The organism is Geodermatophilus sp. SYSU D00879 (assembly GCF_054050375.1).
Map to the genome: position 1 here is coordinate 1 of NZ_JBJGZF010000035.1, position 14,409 is coordinate 14,409.

12 protein-coding genes and 1 pseudogene are annotated in these 14,409 nt (G+C 75.4%); 9 read left to right on the forward strand and 4 right to left on the reverse strand.

Annotation, left to right across the window (positions count from 1 at the left end; genetic code table 11):
- Positions 1-49 precede the first annotated feature (49 nt).
- Positions 50-2,632 (reverse strand): valine--tRNA ligase, encoded by a 2,583-nt coding sequence (gene valS / locus ACI79B_RS22900; protein ID WP_456927101.1) that lies wholly within the window; start codon positions 2,630-2,632, stop codon positions 50-52.
- A gap of 41 nt (positions 2,633-2,673) precedes the next feature.
- Here valS and folC point away from each other — a divergent pair, with 41 nt between their 5' ends.
- Positions 2,674-4,026 (forward strand): bifunctional tetrahydrofolate synthase/dihydrofolate synthase, encoded by a 1,353-nt coding sequence (gene folC / locus ACI79B_RS22905; RefSeq protein WP_456927100.1) that lies wholly within the window; start codon positions 2,674-2,676, stop codon positions 4,024-4,026.
- A gap of 73 nt (positions 4,027-4,099) precedes the next feature.
- A complete protein-coding gene (locus ACI79B_RS22910; protein ID WP_456927099.1) occupies positions 4,100-4,492 on the forward strand; it encodes a DUF4233 domain-containing protein in 393 nt (130 codons plus the stop codon).
- Here ACI79B_RS22910 and ACI79B_RS22915 read toward each other — a convergent pair whose 3' ends face one another.
- Positions 4,493-5,026 (reverse strand): Clp protease N-terminal domain-containing protein, encoded by a 534-nt coding sequence (locus tag ACI79B_RS22915; RefSeq protein WP_456927098.1) that lies wholly within the window; start codon positions 5,024-5,026, stop codon positions 4,493-4,495.
- 1 nt (position 5,027) lies between these two features.
- The gene (locus tag ACI79B_RS22920) at positions 5,028-5,267 is read right to left on the reverse strand and encodes a helix-turn-helix domain-containing protein (protein ID WP_456927097.1); all 240 of its coding nucleotides are present in this window, start codon (positions 5,265-5,267) and stop codon (positions 5,028-5,030) included.
- A gap of 75 nt (positions 5,268-5,342) precedes the next feature.
- On the opposite strand from ACI79B_RS22920, the gene ndk reads away from it, so the two are divergent.
- From ndk to ACI79B_RS22940, 4 genes are read left to right on the forward strand one after another with little or no spacing between them, the layout of a single operon-like run.
- Positions 5,343-5,756: a nucleoside-diphosphate kinase gene (gene ndk, locus ACI79B_RS22925; RefSeq protein WP_456927096.1), complete on the forward strand. Its 414-nt coding sequence runs from the start codon at positions 5,343-5,345 to the stop codon at positions 5,754-5,756.
- 43 nt (positions 5,757-5,799) lie between these two features.
- The gene (locus ACI79B_RS22930) at positions 5,800-6,753 is read left to right on the forward strand and encodes an ABC transporter ATP-binding protein (RefSeq protein ID WP_456927095.1); all 954 of its coding nucleotides are present in this window, start codon (positions 5,800-5,802) and stop codon (positions 6,751-6,753) included.
- 1 nt (position 6,754) lies between these two features.
- On the forward strand, positions 6,755-7,531 hold the full coding sequence (locus ACI79B_RS22935; RefSeq protein ID WP_456927094.1) for an ABC transporter permease: 777 nt from the start codon (positions 6,755-6,757) through the stop codon (positions 7,529-7,531).
- Positions 7,528-8,361 carry an ABC transporter permease gene (locus tag ACI79B_RS22940; protein WP_456927092.1) on the forward strand — a complete coding sequence of 278 codons (834 nt, stop codon included), beginning with the start codon at positions 7,528-7,530 and terminating at the stop codon, positions 8,359-8,361. Before ACI79B_RS22935 ends, ACI79B_RS22940 begins: the two co-directional genes overlap by 4 nt.
- Here the strand turns inward: ACI79B_RS22940 and ACI79B_RS22945 are convergent.
- Positions 8,358-10,709: a putative bifunctional diguanylate cyclase/phosphodiesterase gene (locus tag ACI79B_RS22945; protein ID WP_456927091.1), complete on the reverse strand. Its 2,352-nt coding sequence runs from the start codon at positions 10,707-10,709 to the stop codon at positions 8,358-8,360. The two genes, ACI79B_RS22940 and ACI79B_RS22945, sit on opposite strands and share 4 nt — an antisense overlap.
- A 115-nt stretch (positions 10,710-10,824) precedes the next feature.
- On the opposite strand from ACI79B_RS22945, the gene ACI79B_RS22950 reads away from it, so the two are divergent.
- From ACI79B_RS22950 to ACI79B_RS22960, 3 genes and pseudogenes are all read left to right on the forward strand, one after another.
- Positions 10,825-12,753 (forward strand): TIGR03960 family B12-binding radical SAM protein, encoded by a 1,929-nt coding sequence (locus ACI79B_RS22950; RefSeq protein WP_456927089.1) that lies wholly within the window; start codon positions 10,825-10,827, stop codon positions 12,751-12,753.
- Between the two features lie 2 nt (positions 12,754-12,755).
- Entirely contained in the window at positions 12,756-13,523 is a 768-nt protein-coding gene (locus ACI79B_RS22955; protein ID WP_456927087.1) for a TIGR03936 family radical SAM-associated protein, read from the forward strand.
- 276 nt (positions 13,524-13,799) lie between these two features.
- Positions 13,800-14,409 (forward strand): annotated as a pseudogene (locus tag ACI79B_RS22960) (ribonuclease E/G); the annotation flags it as partial.

The window sequence follows — 14,409 nt, forward strand, 5'->3', positions numbered from 1 at the left end:
CCCAGGACCGGTGCGGTCCTGGGCCACCGCGGTACAGCGGTCCCGGAAGTCAATCCGCGGGGGCGGCGAGGACGACGTCGACGGTCAGCGGGCCCTCGCCGGCGACGACGGTCAGCGAGGCGATCCGCCCGGCCGACACGAGGTCGTCCCGCGCGGCCTCCACCTGCGGCACCTGCGCCTCCGGCGCGGTCACCGTCGCGGACTCGACGTCGGCCCGCATCGACTGCTTGGCCTCGGACTTGGCCTTGCGCACCGCGGCCAGCGCCTCGGCGGCCACCTCGACGACCGCCGGGTCACCGCCGGTCGGCAGCTCGTCGGCGGCGGGCCACGCCGCGCGGTGCACCGAGCCGGCCTGCCACCAGGACCAGACCTCCTCGGTGACGAACGGCAGCACCGGCGCGAACAGCCGCAGCTGCACCGACAGCGCGAGGGCCAGCGCGGCCTGGGCGGAGCGGGCGGCGTCGTCCGAGCCGTAGGCGCGGGACTTCACCAGCTCCACGTAGTCGTCGCAGAACGACCAGAAGAACGCCTCGGACACCTCGAGCGCCCGGGTGTAGTTGTAGGCCTCCATCGCCGCGGTGGCCTCGTCGACGACGTCGGCCAGCCGGCGCAGCAGCCCGAGGTCGATCGGCTCGGTGACCTGCCCGGCGGAGAGGTCCGCGGTGACGCCGAGGCCCAGCACGAACTTGCCGACGTTGAGGATCTTCATGGCCAGCCGGCGGCCGACCTTCATCTGCGCCTCGTCGAACGGCGAGTCCGCGCCCGGCCGGGCGCCGGCGGCGCGCCAGCGGACCGCGTCGGTGCCGTAGCGCTCGAGGACGTCGATCGGGGTGACGACGTTGCCCTTGGACTTCGACATCTTCTTGCGGTCGGGGTCGACGACGAAGCCGGAGATGGTGGCGTGCGTCCACGGCACCGTGCCGAACTCGAAGTGCGAGCGCACGACGGTGGAGAACAGCCAGGTGCGGATGATGTCGTGCGCCTGCGGCCGCTGGTCCATCGGGAAGACGTGCGCGAACAGCTCCGGGTCGGTGTCCCAGCCCGAGGCCACCTGCGGCGACAGCGACGACGTCGCCCAGGTGTCCATGACGTCGGGGTCGGCCATGAACCCGCCGGGGACGCCGCGCTGCGACTCGTCGAAGCCCGGCGGCACGTCGGACGACGGGTCGACCGGCAGCGACGCCTCGTCGGCCAGGATCGGCTCGTCGTACACGGGGTCGCCGGCGGAGTCGAGCCGGTACCAGACCGGGAACGGGACGCCGAAGAACCGCTGCCGGCTGATCAGCCAGTCGCCGTTGAGGCCCTCGACCCAGTTCTCGTAGCGGTGCCGCATGTGGTCGGGCACCCAGGTGATCTCCCGGCCGCGGACGATCAGCGCGTCGCGCAGGTCGGGAGAGCGCCCGCCGTTGCGGATGTACCACTGCCGCGTGGTGACGATCTCCAGCGGCCGGTCGCCCTTCTCGAAGAACTTGACCGGGTGGGTGATCGCCTTCGGCTCGCCCTGCAGGTCGCCGGACTCGCGCAGCATCTCCACGATCCGCTGCTGGGCGCTGAACGGCGTCTTGCCGGCCAGCTCGGCGTACACCTCGGCGGGCACGCCGTCCGGGGCGTCGGCGACGAAGCGGCCGTCCCAGCCGACCACCGCGCGGGTGGGCAGCTGCAGCTCGCGCCACCAGGTGACGTCGTTGAGGTCGCCGAAGGTGCAGATCATCGCGATGCCCGAGCCCTTGTCCGGCTCGGCCAGGCGGTGGGCGACGACCGGCACCTCGACGTCGAACAGCGGCGTGCGCACCGTCTGTCCGATCAGCGACCGGTACCGCTCGTCGTCGGGGTGGGCGACCAGGGCGACGCACGCGGGCAGCAGCTCCGGCCGGGTGGTCTCGATGAACACCGGGCCGTCGGCGGAGTGGAACGAGATCCGGTGGTAGGCGCCGGGGCGCTCGCGGTCCTCGAGCTCGGCCTGGGCGACGGCGGTGCGGAAGCTGACGTCCCAGAGGGTCGGGGCCTCCTGCGCGTAGGCCTCACCGCGGGCCAGGTTGTGCAGGAACATCCGCTGCGCCGTGGCCCGCGAGGTCTCCGAGATGGTCCGGTACACGTTCGACCAGTCCACCGACAGCCCGACCCGGCGCCACAGCTGCTCGTAGGCGTGCTCGTCCTCCTCCGTCAGCTGCATGCACAGCTCGACGAAGTTGCGCCGGCTGATCGGCACCTGCTCCTTGCCCGGCTTGGCGGGCGGCTCGAAACCGGGCTCGTAGTGCAGCGAGGGGTCGCAGCGGACGCCGTAGTAGTTCTGCACCCGCCGCTCGGTCGGCAGCCCGTTGTCGTCCCAGCCCATCGGGTAGAAGACGTGCTTGCCGCGCATGCGCTGGTAGCGGGCGACGATGTCGGTGTGGGTGTAGCTGAACACGTGCCCCACGTGCAGCGACCCGCTGGCGGTCGGCGGCGGGGTGTCGATCGAGTAGACCTGCTCGCGCGGCGCGGCGAGCGCGGCGGCGCGGTCGAAGGCGTAGGTGTCCTGCTCGGCCCAGCGGGCGACCCAGGTGTCCTCGAGTCCGTCGAGGCTCGGCTTCTCGGGTACCCCGGCCCCGGCTCCCGGGGTGGTGCTGACCGGGGGGAGGGGATCGGCGACCATGCCCCCATCCTAGGAAGTGCGCGGCTGGCATCCTGGGGAGGATGAGCAGCAGTCCCGAGGCCGAGCTCGCCCGCGTCGAGAAGGAGCTGCTGGCGCGCTGGCCGGAGACCCGGCTGGAGCCCTCGCTGGGCCGCATCGCCGCCCTGGTCGACCTGCTGGGCAGCCCGCACCGGGCCTACCCGGTCGTGCAGGTCGCCGGCACCAACGGCAAGACGACGACGTCGCGGATGGTCGACGAGCTGCTGCGCGGCTTCGGACTGCGGGTGGGCCGGTTCACCAGCCCGCACCTGCAGTCGGTGCGCGAGCGGATCGTGCTCGACGGCGAGCCGGTCAGCGCCGAGCGGTTCGTCGAGACCTACGACGACATCGCGCCCTACGTGCAGATGGTCGACGCCGCCGGCGAGCACCCGATGAGCTTCTTCGAGGTCGTGGTCGGCATGGCGTACGCGCTGTTCGCCGAGGCGCCGGTCGACGTCGCGGTCATCGAGGTCGGCATGGGCGGCACGTGGGACGCCACGAACGTCGCCGACGCGCGGGTCGCCGTCGTCACGCCGGTGGCGCTGGACCACGCCGAGTACCTCGGTCCCGACGTCGCCACGATCGCCGGCGAGAAGGCCGGGATCATCAAGGCCGACGCGATCGCCGTCCTCGCCCACCAGCAGCCCGGCGCGCTGGACGCGCTGGTCCGCCGCGCGGTCGAGGTCGAGGCCGTGGTGGCGCGCGAGGGCACCGAGTTCGGCGTGCTGGACCGGCGGGTCGCCGTCGGCGGGCAGCAGCTGCGGCTGCAGGGCCTGGGCGGGGAGTACGACGACGTCTACCTGCCCCTGTTCGGCGCGCACCAGGCCCAGAACGCGGCCACCGCGCTGGCCGCCGTCGAGGCGTTCCTCGGTGCCGGCGCGGCCACCGGGACCGTCGACGTCGAGACGGTGCGCGCCGCCTTCGCCGCCGTCCGCTCGCCCGGCCGGCTCGAGCGGGTGCGCACCAGCCCGACGGTGCTGGTCGACGCCGCGCACAACCCGGCCGGGATGGCCGCGACCGTGGAGGCCATCCGGGAGTCCTTCGACTTCACCCGGCTGGTCGGGGTGGTCGGCGCGGTGCACGGCAAGGACGTCGAGGGGATGCTGCGCGAGCTGGAGACCGTCTGCGCCGAGCTGGTGGTGACGCAGAACAGCTCCCCGCGGGCTGTCCCCGCCGACGAGCTCGGCGCGCTCGCCGTGGACGTGTTCGGCGCCGACCGGGTGAGCGTCTCGCCGCGGCTGCCGGAGGCGCTCACCGAGGCGATCGAGCTGGCCGAGGCCGGTCCCGACGACGCCCTCGGCGGCGCGGGCGTGCTGGTCACCGGCAGCGTGATCACCGCCGGCGAGGCGCGGACCGTCCTGGGCGGCCGGTCGTGACCGCGCTCGCGAGGTCACGCACGGGCAGAGCACCGGGCGGCACGGTGCCGACGAGCGCCGGCGAGGAGACACCGTGACCGCGCCGGACCCGGTCCGGGCCGCGAGGGCGCTGCGCGGGGCGGCCGCCGCCGTGCTGCTGCTCGAGGGCATCGCGGTGCTGTTCGTCCCGCGGGCGATCGCGCAGACCGAGGCCGGCCTCGGCGCCACCCGGCTGACGATCCTGCTCGTGCTCGCCGTCGTCCTGGTGCTGGCCAGCGGCGTCCAGCGGCGCCCGCGCGGCCTGGAGATCGGTACCGCGCTGCAGGTCCCGCTGCTGCTCACCGGGCTCATCGACTCGTCGATGTGGTTCGTCGGCGGCGTGTTCCTGCTGATCTGGCTGTACCTGCTGCAGATCCGCAAGGAGCTGCTGGGCGCGCCGTTCCGCGAGCCGGCCGCTCCCTCCGGGGACGACGCCCCGCCCGCCTGATCAGGCCGCGTCGGCCCGCCCGTCCAGCCGCCGCCGCAGGGCGGCGACGTCGGTGCCGGCGCGGGCCAGCGCCGCGGACACCGCGGGGTCGCCGACCTCGAGCACCCCCGCGAGCAGGTGCCGGCCGTCGATGACCCGGTCGCCCCGCACCAGCGCCGCGCGCAGCGCCTCCTTCAGCGCCTCCTTGCTGCCGGGGCCGAAGCGGGCGTACCCCGCCCGGCGCGGCCGGCCCGCGCGGTCCAGTGCGCCCGGGCCGAACGCCGCCTCCGCGGCGGCCCGCACCCGGTCCAGGTCGATGCCGAGCGCGGCCAGCGCCTCCGCGTCGAGCGCGCCGCCCCCGGAGGGGGACAGGCCCGCGCGGAGATCGGTCACGTGCACGCCCGCGGCGGCCAGCAGCGGGCCGGCCGGGCCGGGTGCGGCAGCCAGGGCCACGAGCAGGTGCACCGGGTCGACGCTGTCGGCGCCGGCCGCCCGTGCCTCCTCCCGGGCCAGCAGCACGACCGAGCGGGCCTCGGCGGCGAAGCGTTCGAACACCTCAGGACTCCTTCCACGTCGTCCCGGACGACCGGGCGTGCTTCTTGTGCACCGCCTGCCGCGTGACGCCGAGCGCGTCGGCGACCTGCTGCCACGACCAGCCGCGCCGGCGGGCGGCGGCGACCTGCAGGGCCTCCAGCCGGTCGGCCAGGTCCCGCAGCGCGCGGACCCCCCGCAGGCCGACGGCGGGGTCGTCGCTGGTGGCGGCGGTAAGCGTCTCGTCCGCGGTCCGGGCGGTCATGGTGTCAACCATGGTTGACGATCGCCGGGATGTCAACCCCGGTTGACATTTCGGCGCCCCGTAGGCTGCCGTCCCGTGACTGATCGCACCCTGGTCCTCGTCAAGCCCGACGGCGTCGCCCGCGGCCTGGTCGGAGAGGTCGTCTCGCGGCTGGAGGCCAAGGGCCTGCGCCTGGTCGCCGCCGAGCTGCGCACCCTTCCCCGCGAGGTCGCCGAGGAGCACTACGGCGAGCACCGCGAGAAGCCGTTCTTCGGCTCGCTGGTCGAGTTCATCACCGGCGGCCCGCTGCTCGCCCTCGTCGTCGAGGGGCCGCGCGCGGTCGAGGCGTTCCGCGCGCTGGCCGGCGCCACCGACCCGGTCAAGGCCGCCCCCGGCACCATCCGCGGCGACTTCGCCCTCGAGGTGCAGTCGAACATCGTGCACGGCTCGGACTCCGACGAGTCCGCCGCCCGCGAGATCGGGCTGTTCTTCCCGGACCTCAAGGCGTAATCGGCTCGACCCGGCCCCGGGGGCCGGGGGCAGCATGGGGGACGTGGTGGAGTCGCTGGTCCGGGCCCGGGGCCTGGTGAAGCGCTTCGGGGAGCACACCGCCGTCGACGGCATCGACGTCGACATCGCGCCCGGGGAGGCCTTCGGCTTCCTCGGGCCCAACGGCGCCGGCAAGAGCACGACCATGCGGATGGTCGGGGCGGTGTCGCCGCCGACGGCGGGGGAGCTGCGGATCCTCGGCATGGACCCCGCCGTCGACGGCCCGGCGATCCGCGCCCGCCTCGGCGTCGTCCCGCAGACCGACAACCTCGACCTCGAGCTGACGGTCGAGGAGAACCTGCTGGTCTACGGCCGGTACTTCGGGCTGCCGCGGGCCGTGGTCCGCGAGCGCGCGGGCGAGCTGCTGGACTTCGTGCAGCTCACCGACCGGGCGCGGGACCGGGTCGAGCCGCTGTCGGGCGGGATGAAGCGGCGGGTCACCATCGCCCGCGCGCTGGTCAACGACCCCGACGTGGTGCTGCTCGACGAGCCCACCACCGGGCTGGACCCGCAGGCCCGGCACGTGCTGTGGGAGCGGCTGTACCGGCTCAAGCAGCGCGGGGTCACCCTCGTGCTCACCACGCACTACATGGACGAGGCCGAGCAGCTGTGCGACCGGCTGGTGGTCATGGACCGCGGCCGGATCGCGGCCGAGGGCTCCCCGGCGCAGCTGATCGCCACCTGGTCCACCCGCGAGGTGTGCGAGCTCCGCTTCCCGCTGACCGAGGGCGGCGGCGGGCCGGCCGCGCACGCCGACGCGCTGGCGCCGCTGGTCTCCCGCAGCGCCGTCGAGCGGGTGGAGGTGCTGCCCGACCGGCTGCTGCTCTACACCGCCGACGGCGACGCCGCGCTGACCGAGGTGCTCGCGCTCGGGCTGCGGCCGCTGTCGTCGCTGGTCCGGCGCAGCTCGCTGGAGGACGTGTTCCTGCGGCTCACCGGCCGGACGCTGGTCGACTGACGTGGTCCCGTCCCCGGCCGCCCGCTCCTTCCTGGCCCAGCGGCTGACCGCGCACCGGCACTTCTGGCGCAGCAGCGCGATCGGCAGCGTGCTGGAGCCGGTGCTGTTCCTCGCCGCGATGGGCCTGACGCTCGGCACCCTCGTCGACCGCGGGCCCGGCGTCCCCGGCGGGGTGGGCTACCTGGCCTTCCTCGCGCCGGGCCTGCTGGTGGCCGCGGCCATGCAGACGGCGACCGGCGAGTCGACCTACCCGGTGCTCGGGGCGCTCAAGTGGGACCGGCTCTACGAGGCGGTGCTCGCCACGCCCGCCCGCCCGGCCGACGTCCTCACCGGTCACCTGCTCTACGTCGCCTTCCGCGTGACGACGTCGGCGGCGGCGTTCCTGGTCGTGCTCGTGCTGTTCGGCGCCGCGGAGAGCCCGCTGGTGGTGCTCGCGCTGCCGGTCGCGCTGCTCACCGGCCTGGCCTTCGCCGCGCCGGTGACGGCCATGGCCGCCCGGCTGGAGGAGGACGCCGCGTTCGCCGCGCTGCAGCGGTTCCTCATCGTGCCGATGTTCCTGTTCAGCGGGACGTTCTTCCCGGTGACGCAGCTGCCGGCGGCGCTGGAGTGGTTCGCGTACGCCACCCCGCTGTGGCACGGCGTCGCCCTGGCCCGCGACCTCGCCCTCGGGACGGCGGAGGCGGGGTCCGCGCTGCTGCACGTCGGCTACCTGGCGCTGTGGGTCGCCGTCGGCGCGTGGCTGGCCGCCCGGGCGCTGCAGCGGCGGCTGGTCCGGTGACCGGGGTCCCCGCGCCGGCGCGCCCGGCGTCGCTGCTGCTGCGGGTCGTGCCGCTGTACCCGCTGTCCGCGCGGCGGGCCGGGCAGCTGGTGTACCGGAACCTGCTGGTGGCCCGGCGCAGCTGGCTGGTGTTCGTCTCCGGGTTCGCCGAGCCGTTCTTCTACCTGTTCTCGATCGGCGTCGGCATCGGCGGGCTGGTCGGCGACGTCGTCACCGACACCGGCACCGCGCTCACCTACCAGGAGTTCGTCGCCCCGGCGCTGCTCGCCTCGGCCGCGATGAACGGCGCGGTCTACGACGCCGTGTTCAACCTGTTCTTCAAGCTGCGCTACGCCAAGCTCTACGACGCCGTCCTCGCCACGCCGGTCTCGGCCGCCGACGCCGCGGTGGGGGAGACGGTGTGGGCGCTGCTGCGCGGCGCCGTGTACTCCACGGCGTTCCTGCTGGTCATGCTCGCCATGGGCCTGGTCGGCTCGTGGTGGGCGGTGCTCGCGCTGCCCGCGGCGGTGCTCATCGGGTTCGCCTTCGCCGCCGTCGGGCTGGCCGCGAGCACGTTCCTGCGCGGCTGGCAGGACTTCGAGTTCGTGCAGGTCGTGATCCTGCCGCTGTTTCTGTTCTCCACGACCTTCTACCCGCTGTCGACCTACCCGCGGCCGCTGCAGGTCGTCGTCGAGTGCACGCCGCTCTACCACGGCATCGAGCTGGTCCGCGGGCTGGTGACCGGCGACGTTCGGTGGGGGCTGCTGGTCTCGGTCGCCTACCTCGCGGTGCTGGGCGTGGCGGGCCTCGCGGTGGGCGCCCGCCGGCTGCAGGGCCTGCTCCTGCGTTAGGCGGCACCCAGCAGCGGGCGGCCGGCGCGGACCAGCCGCTCGACGGTGTCGGCCGGCACGGGGGCGCCGAACAGGTGGCCCTGCGCGGCGTCGCAGCCCAGCGACCGCAGCGCGGCCAGCTGCGCGGGCTGCTCGACGCCCTCGGCCACCACCTGCAGGCCCAGGCTGTTGCCCAGCGCGATGACCGCGTCGGCGACCGACCCGGCCGCGGCGCCGGCGGCCAGCAGCGCCACCGACGAGGGGTCGATCTTCAGCCGGTCCAGCGGCAGGTCCTGCAGCCGGGCCAGCGACGACGCGCCGGTGCCGAAGTCGTCGATGGCCACGTGCACACCCAGCGCCCGCACCTCGCGGATGCCGGCCGCGGCGTCGGGACCGGCGGCGACGGCCTCGGGCACCTCGATCTCCAGCCGGCCGGGGTCCACGCCGGCGTCCCGGGCGGCCGCGGCGATGCTGACGGCGAGGTCGCCGGTGGCCAGCCGGCGCGGGGAGACGTTGACCGCCACCCGCAGCGGGGGCAGCCCGGCGTCGTCCCACGCGCGCAGCTGGGCGCACGCCTGGCCGATCACCCAGTCGTCGATCGCGTCGATGACGCCGCTGGCCTCGGCGACCGGGATGAAGCCGGCCGGCTCCACCAGCCCGCGGCTGTGCGACTGCCAGCGGGCCAGCGCCTCCACGCCGGTGACCGCGCCGCTGCGCAGGTCCACCTGCGGCTGGTAGAGCACCCGCAGCTCGCCGGAGCCGACGGCGGCGCGCAGGTCGCGGACCAGCTCGTCCTGCGCGGCGACCTCCTCGCGCATGCCGCGCTCGAACACCCGCACCCGGTTCTTGCCGCCGGACTTGGCCACGTACATCGCCAGGTCGGCGTCGCGGAGCAGGTCGTCCATGCCGCGCCGGTCGGCGGCGTCGGTGAACGTGACGCCGACGCTGCCGCCGACGGTGAACTCCTCGCCGTTCCAGCCGACCGGCCGGCGCAGCGCGCCCAGCAGCCGCTCGGCCACGGTGACGACGTCGCGGCGGCCCTCGACGTCCTCCATGAGCACCACGAACTCGTCGCCGCCGAGGCGGGCCACGGTGTCGGCCGGCCGCACGGACGCCTCCAGCCGGCGGGCGACGGCGACGAGCACGGCGTCCCCGGCCTCGTGCCCGGCGACGTCGTTGACCGCCTTGAAGTCGTCGAGGTCCAGCAGCAGGACCGCGTGCCGGCGGGCGCGGCGGTCGGCGAGGGCGTGCTCGAGCCGGTCCTGCATGAGCACCCGGTTCGCCAGGCCCGTGAGCGGGTCGTGCAGCGCCATCCGGGCCAGCTCCCCGGCCTGCTGCTCCAGCTGGCGGGCGGCGGCGCGGGCCTCCGCCTCGTCGCGCTTGCGGCCGGTGATGTCCCGGGTGATCCCGGCGATGCCGGTGGGGGTGCCGTCCTCGTCGCGGATGAGGGAGAAGGTGACCAGGGCGTCGAAGGCCGAGCCGTCCTTCCGGCGGTGCCGCCGCTCGTGGCTGCCGGGCGGCAGCCGGGTCAGGTCCGCGGGGAGCGGGGCGCCGGCGGACAGCATCGACGCGGGCCGGCCGAGCGCCTCGGCGGCGGTCCAGCCGTAGAGCCGCTCCGCGCCGGGGTTCCAGCTGGTGATCCGGCCGTCGGGGGTCGTCGTCACGACGGCGTCGTCGGTGGTCTGCACGACGGCGGCCAGCCGGGCCAGCTCGTCGCGCTGGGCGCGCAGCTCGGCGGTGCGCTCGGCGACCAGCTGCTCGACGCGCTCGCGCCGGTCGTCGAAGCGCCGCCAGGCCACCAGGCACGCCCAGCTCTCCAGCAGCACCAGCCCCGCGTGCAGGGCGGCCATCGGCAGCGCCGCGACCGAGTGCCCGAACACCGCGTGCGGCCACAGCGTGCCCAGCACGAGGTGGTGGGCGGCGACGAACCCGACCGCGAGCAGGAACGGCGCCCGCGCGGCGTAGAGCGCGGCGAGCGGGAGCAGCGCGAAGAACAGGAAGTGCGCCTCGGTGGCGCCGCCGGACAGCCACACGCCCAGGGCCGCGGCGGTCATCAGCCCGAGGGCGGCGGCCGCGGCGCGGGTGTTGCGGCCCAGCCCCGGCGCCCAGGCCAGCGCGGTCAGCAGGGCCAGGGGCGCGGCGTGCAGGACGGCGGAGACGACGCCGCCCCCGCGGACCAGCGCGTAGACCGGGACCGCGGCGAGGAGGACCAGCAGCGTCCGGAGGACGAGGAGGTGGTGGGCGGCCCACTGCTCGGCAGGCATCGCGCGGCCCCTCGGCAGCGGCAGCGCGAGCCGGCCGGAGGGTCGGGTCGGGGAGACGCCGTCGGCGTCGCGCAGTGCACCGGTGCTCCCGGCCGGCGGGACCATGCTCCTCCTCGGAGGCCGTCCTGCTGGTCACCGTCAGTTTAGTCGTGATCACGCTGCGGCGCTGGTCGAGAACCGGGCCGGGGGCGCCGGGGGAGCCGTCTACCCTGGACGGGTCATGAGCGGAGAGAGCCTGTACCCCCGTCTCGAGCCCCTGCTGGCCCAGGTGCAGAAGCCCATCCAGTACGTGGGCGGTGAGTTGAACGCCCAGGTCAAGGCCTGGGACGACGTCGCCGTGCACTGGGCGCTGATGTACCCGGACGCCTACGAGGTGGGGCTGCCCAACCAGGGCCTCATGATCCTGTACGAGGTGCTCAACGAGCGCCCCGACGCCCTCGCCGAGCGCACCTACGCCGTCTGGCCCGACCTCGCCGCGCTCATGCGCGAGCACGGCGTCGGCCAGTTCACCGTCGACGCCCACCGCCCGGTGCGCGACTTCGACGTCCTCGGGGTCAGCTTCGCCACCGAGCTCGGCTACACGAACCTGCTCGAGGCCCTCGACCTCGCCGGGATCCCGCTGCACGCGGCCGACCGCGACGAGACGCACCCGGTCGTCGTCGCCGGCGGGCACGCCGCGTTCAACCCCGAGCCGATCGCCGACTTCGTCGACTGCGCCGTCCTCGGCGACGGCGAGCAGGTCGTCGGCGACGTCACCGACGTGGTGAAGGCGTGGAAGGAGCAGGGCCGCCCCGGCGGCCGCGAGGAGCTGCTGGCCCGGCTGGCCCGCGTCGACGGCGTCTACGTGCCGCGCTTCTACGCCGTCTCCTACGGCCCCGACGGCGCGATCGCCGCGGTGACCCGGACCCGCGACGACGTCCCGGCCCGGGTCGGCAAGCGCACCGTCATGGACCTCGACGAGTGGCCCTACCCGAAGACGCCGCTGGTGCCGCTGGCCGAGAGCGTGCACGAGCGGATGAGCGTCGAGATCTTCCGCGGCTGCACCCGCGGCTGCCGGTTCTGCCAGGCCGGGATGATCACCCGCCCGGTGCGCGAGCGGACGATCACCGGCATCGGCTCGATGGTCGACCAGGGCCTGCGCGCGACCGGCTACGAGGAGGTCGGGCTGCTGTCGCTGTCCAGCGCCGACCACTCCGAGATCGGCCAGGTCGCCAAGGAGCTCGCCGACCGCTACGAGGGCACCAACACCGGGCTGTCCCTGCCGAGCACCCGCGTCGACGCCTTCAACGTCACCCTCGCCAACGAGCTGTCCCGCAACGGCCGCCGGTCGGGGCTGACCTTCGCGCCCGAGGGCGGCAGCGAGCGGATCCGCCGGGTGATCAACAAGACCGTGTCCAAGGAGGACCTGGTCGCCACCGTCACCACCGCCTACGCCAACGGCTGGCAGCAGGTGAAGCTCTACTTCATGTGCGGGCTCCCCACGGAGACCGACGAGGACGTCCTGGAGATCGCCGAGCTGGCCGTGGAGGTCATCCGCGCCGGCCGCGAGGCCAGCGGCCGCAAGGACATCCGCTGCACCGTGTCCATCGGCGGGTTCGTGCCCAAGCCGCACACCCCGTTCCAGTGGGCCGGGCAGGCCAGCGCCGAGACCATCGACCACCGCCTGCGGGTCCTGCGGCAGGCCATCAACGCCGACCGCCGGATCGGCCGCTCCATCGGCCTGCGCTACCACGACGGCAAGCCCGGCGTGATCGAGGGCCTGCTGTCCCGCGGCGACCGCCGGGTGGGCCGGGTGATCGAGCGGGTGTGGCGCGAGGGCGGCCGGTTCGACGGCTGGAGCGAGCACTTCTCCTTCGAGCGCTGGACCGCCGCGGCCGCCGCGGAGCTCACCCCGCTCGGCGTGGACCTGGACTGGTTCACCACCCGCGAGCGCACCCAGGACGAGGTCCTGCCCTGGGACCACCTGGACTCCGGGCTGGACAAGGAGTGGCTCTGGGACGACTGGCAGGACGCGCTGTCGGAGGAGGAGGTCGCCGACTGCCGGTGGACGCCCTGCTACGACTGCGGCGTCTGCCCGACCAACGGCACCGAGATCCAGATCGGTCCCACCGGGCGCAGCCTGCTGCCGCTCACCGTCGTCGGCCGCTGAGCGTGGCGCGCACCCCGGAGGGCCCGCCCCCGCCGCCGACCGTCCAGCGCCTGCGGCTGCGCTACGCCAAGCGCGGCCCGCTGCGCTTCGCCTCCCACCGCGACCTCGCCCGCGCGCTGGAGCGGGCGCTGCGCCGCGCGCGGGTGCCGATGGCCTACTCCGCCGGCTTCACCCCGCACCCGAAGATCAGCTACGTGGGCGCGGCGCCGACCGGGGCGGCCAGCGAGGCCGAGTACCTGGAGATCGGCCTGGCCGAGCGGCGCGACCCCGAGGAGGTCCGGGCCGTGCTGGACGCGTCGCTGCCCCCGGGCATCGACGTCCTCGAGTGCGTGGAGGCCGCCGAGGGCGGCGGCTCGCTGGCCGACCGGATCGACGCCGCGCGGTGGCGGATCGAGCTCTCCGGCGTCGAGCCCGCCACCCTCGCCGCGGCGGTCGACGCCTTCCTCGCCCGGGCGGAGGTGCTCGTCGCCAAGCGCACCAAGAACGGCCTCCGCGACGTCGATGCGCGCGGCCCCGTGGCCTCCGCGTCCGCGGGCGGGGAGGCAGGTTGTGCCATACTGCACCTGGTTGTCCGGCAGGTGACGCCCGCCGTTCGACCCGACGACGTGGTGGCCGCTCTCGCCGCCGTCGCCGACCTGCGCCCGCCGTCGCCCCCCCGGGCCGTGCGTGAGGCGCAGGGCCGGCTCGACGACAGCGGGACCGTGGCCGATCCGCTCGGTCCCGACCGAGCGGCGCGCACCCGCTGCCAGGGGGAGCACGCCGCCGTCTGACCGGGCGACCCGGGAGCCACCGCGACGTCGAGCGACACGGCTGCCAGACGTGCCGCCCCGGACCGGCACCACCCGAGACCATCGGTACCACCGCTCCACCAGCAGTGCGGCCCCGGCCGCGGCGACCGCCGCGCGGGACCGACCACAGACTTCGCGAGCCGGGCTCGCCGCCGCACCCGAGCGGCCACCCGGCCCGCCCAACCCGTGCTCCTGCGCGGCCGCCCGTCCCCCGGTGGGGACCGGCGCCCGGGAGCACCACACAGGAGGCGAGCCCTCGTGGCCGACCAGGACAGCGACACCCCGACCACCGACACCAGCAGCGGGTCGGCGCCCGCCCTCCCGCCCGGCGACGCGCCGGTCGCGGAGGTGCTGAGCGGGGAGGCGGCGACCGGGGAGACCCCCGACGAGGAGCCGGCGGAGACCGCCGCGGCCGAGCCACCCGTGGAGGCCGGACCCACCCCGGAGCCCGAGGAGGACCCGGAGGACGAGCCGGACCGGTCGCCGTTCGGCGCCCAGTTCAGCTCGCCCGAGCCGACCGCGGTCATCGCGCGGCCCCGCCGCCGCGCCACCCGCCCCGCGGCCGCCCCCGAGCCCGCCGCGTGGACGCCGCCCCCGCCGGCCGCCGCCCCGGTGGCGCCGGCCTTCGTGAGCTTCGTGGCCCCCGAGGCCGAGGCGGCGCCGGCCCCGCGCCGGCGCAGCCGCCGGCCGCTGCCCGAGTCGCCCGACGTCGAGGACGTCGCGGCGCCGGCCGAGGACGACGAGGAGACCCCGGCGCCGCGCTCGCGCCGCAGCCGCTCCCGCCGCCGCGGCGGCGCCCCCCCCGCCCCGCCCCCCGACCCCCGAGGCGGCGGCGAGACCGCCCCCCGCACCGCCCCAGCAGCCGGCC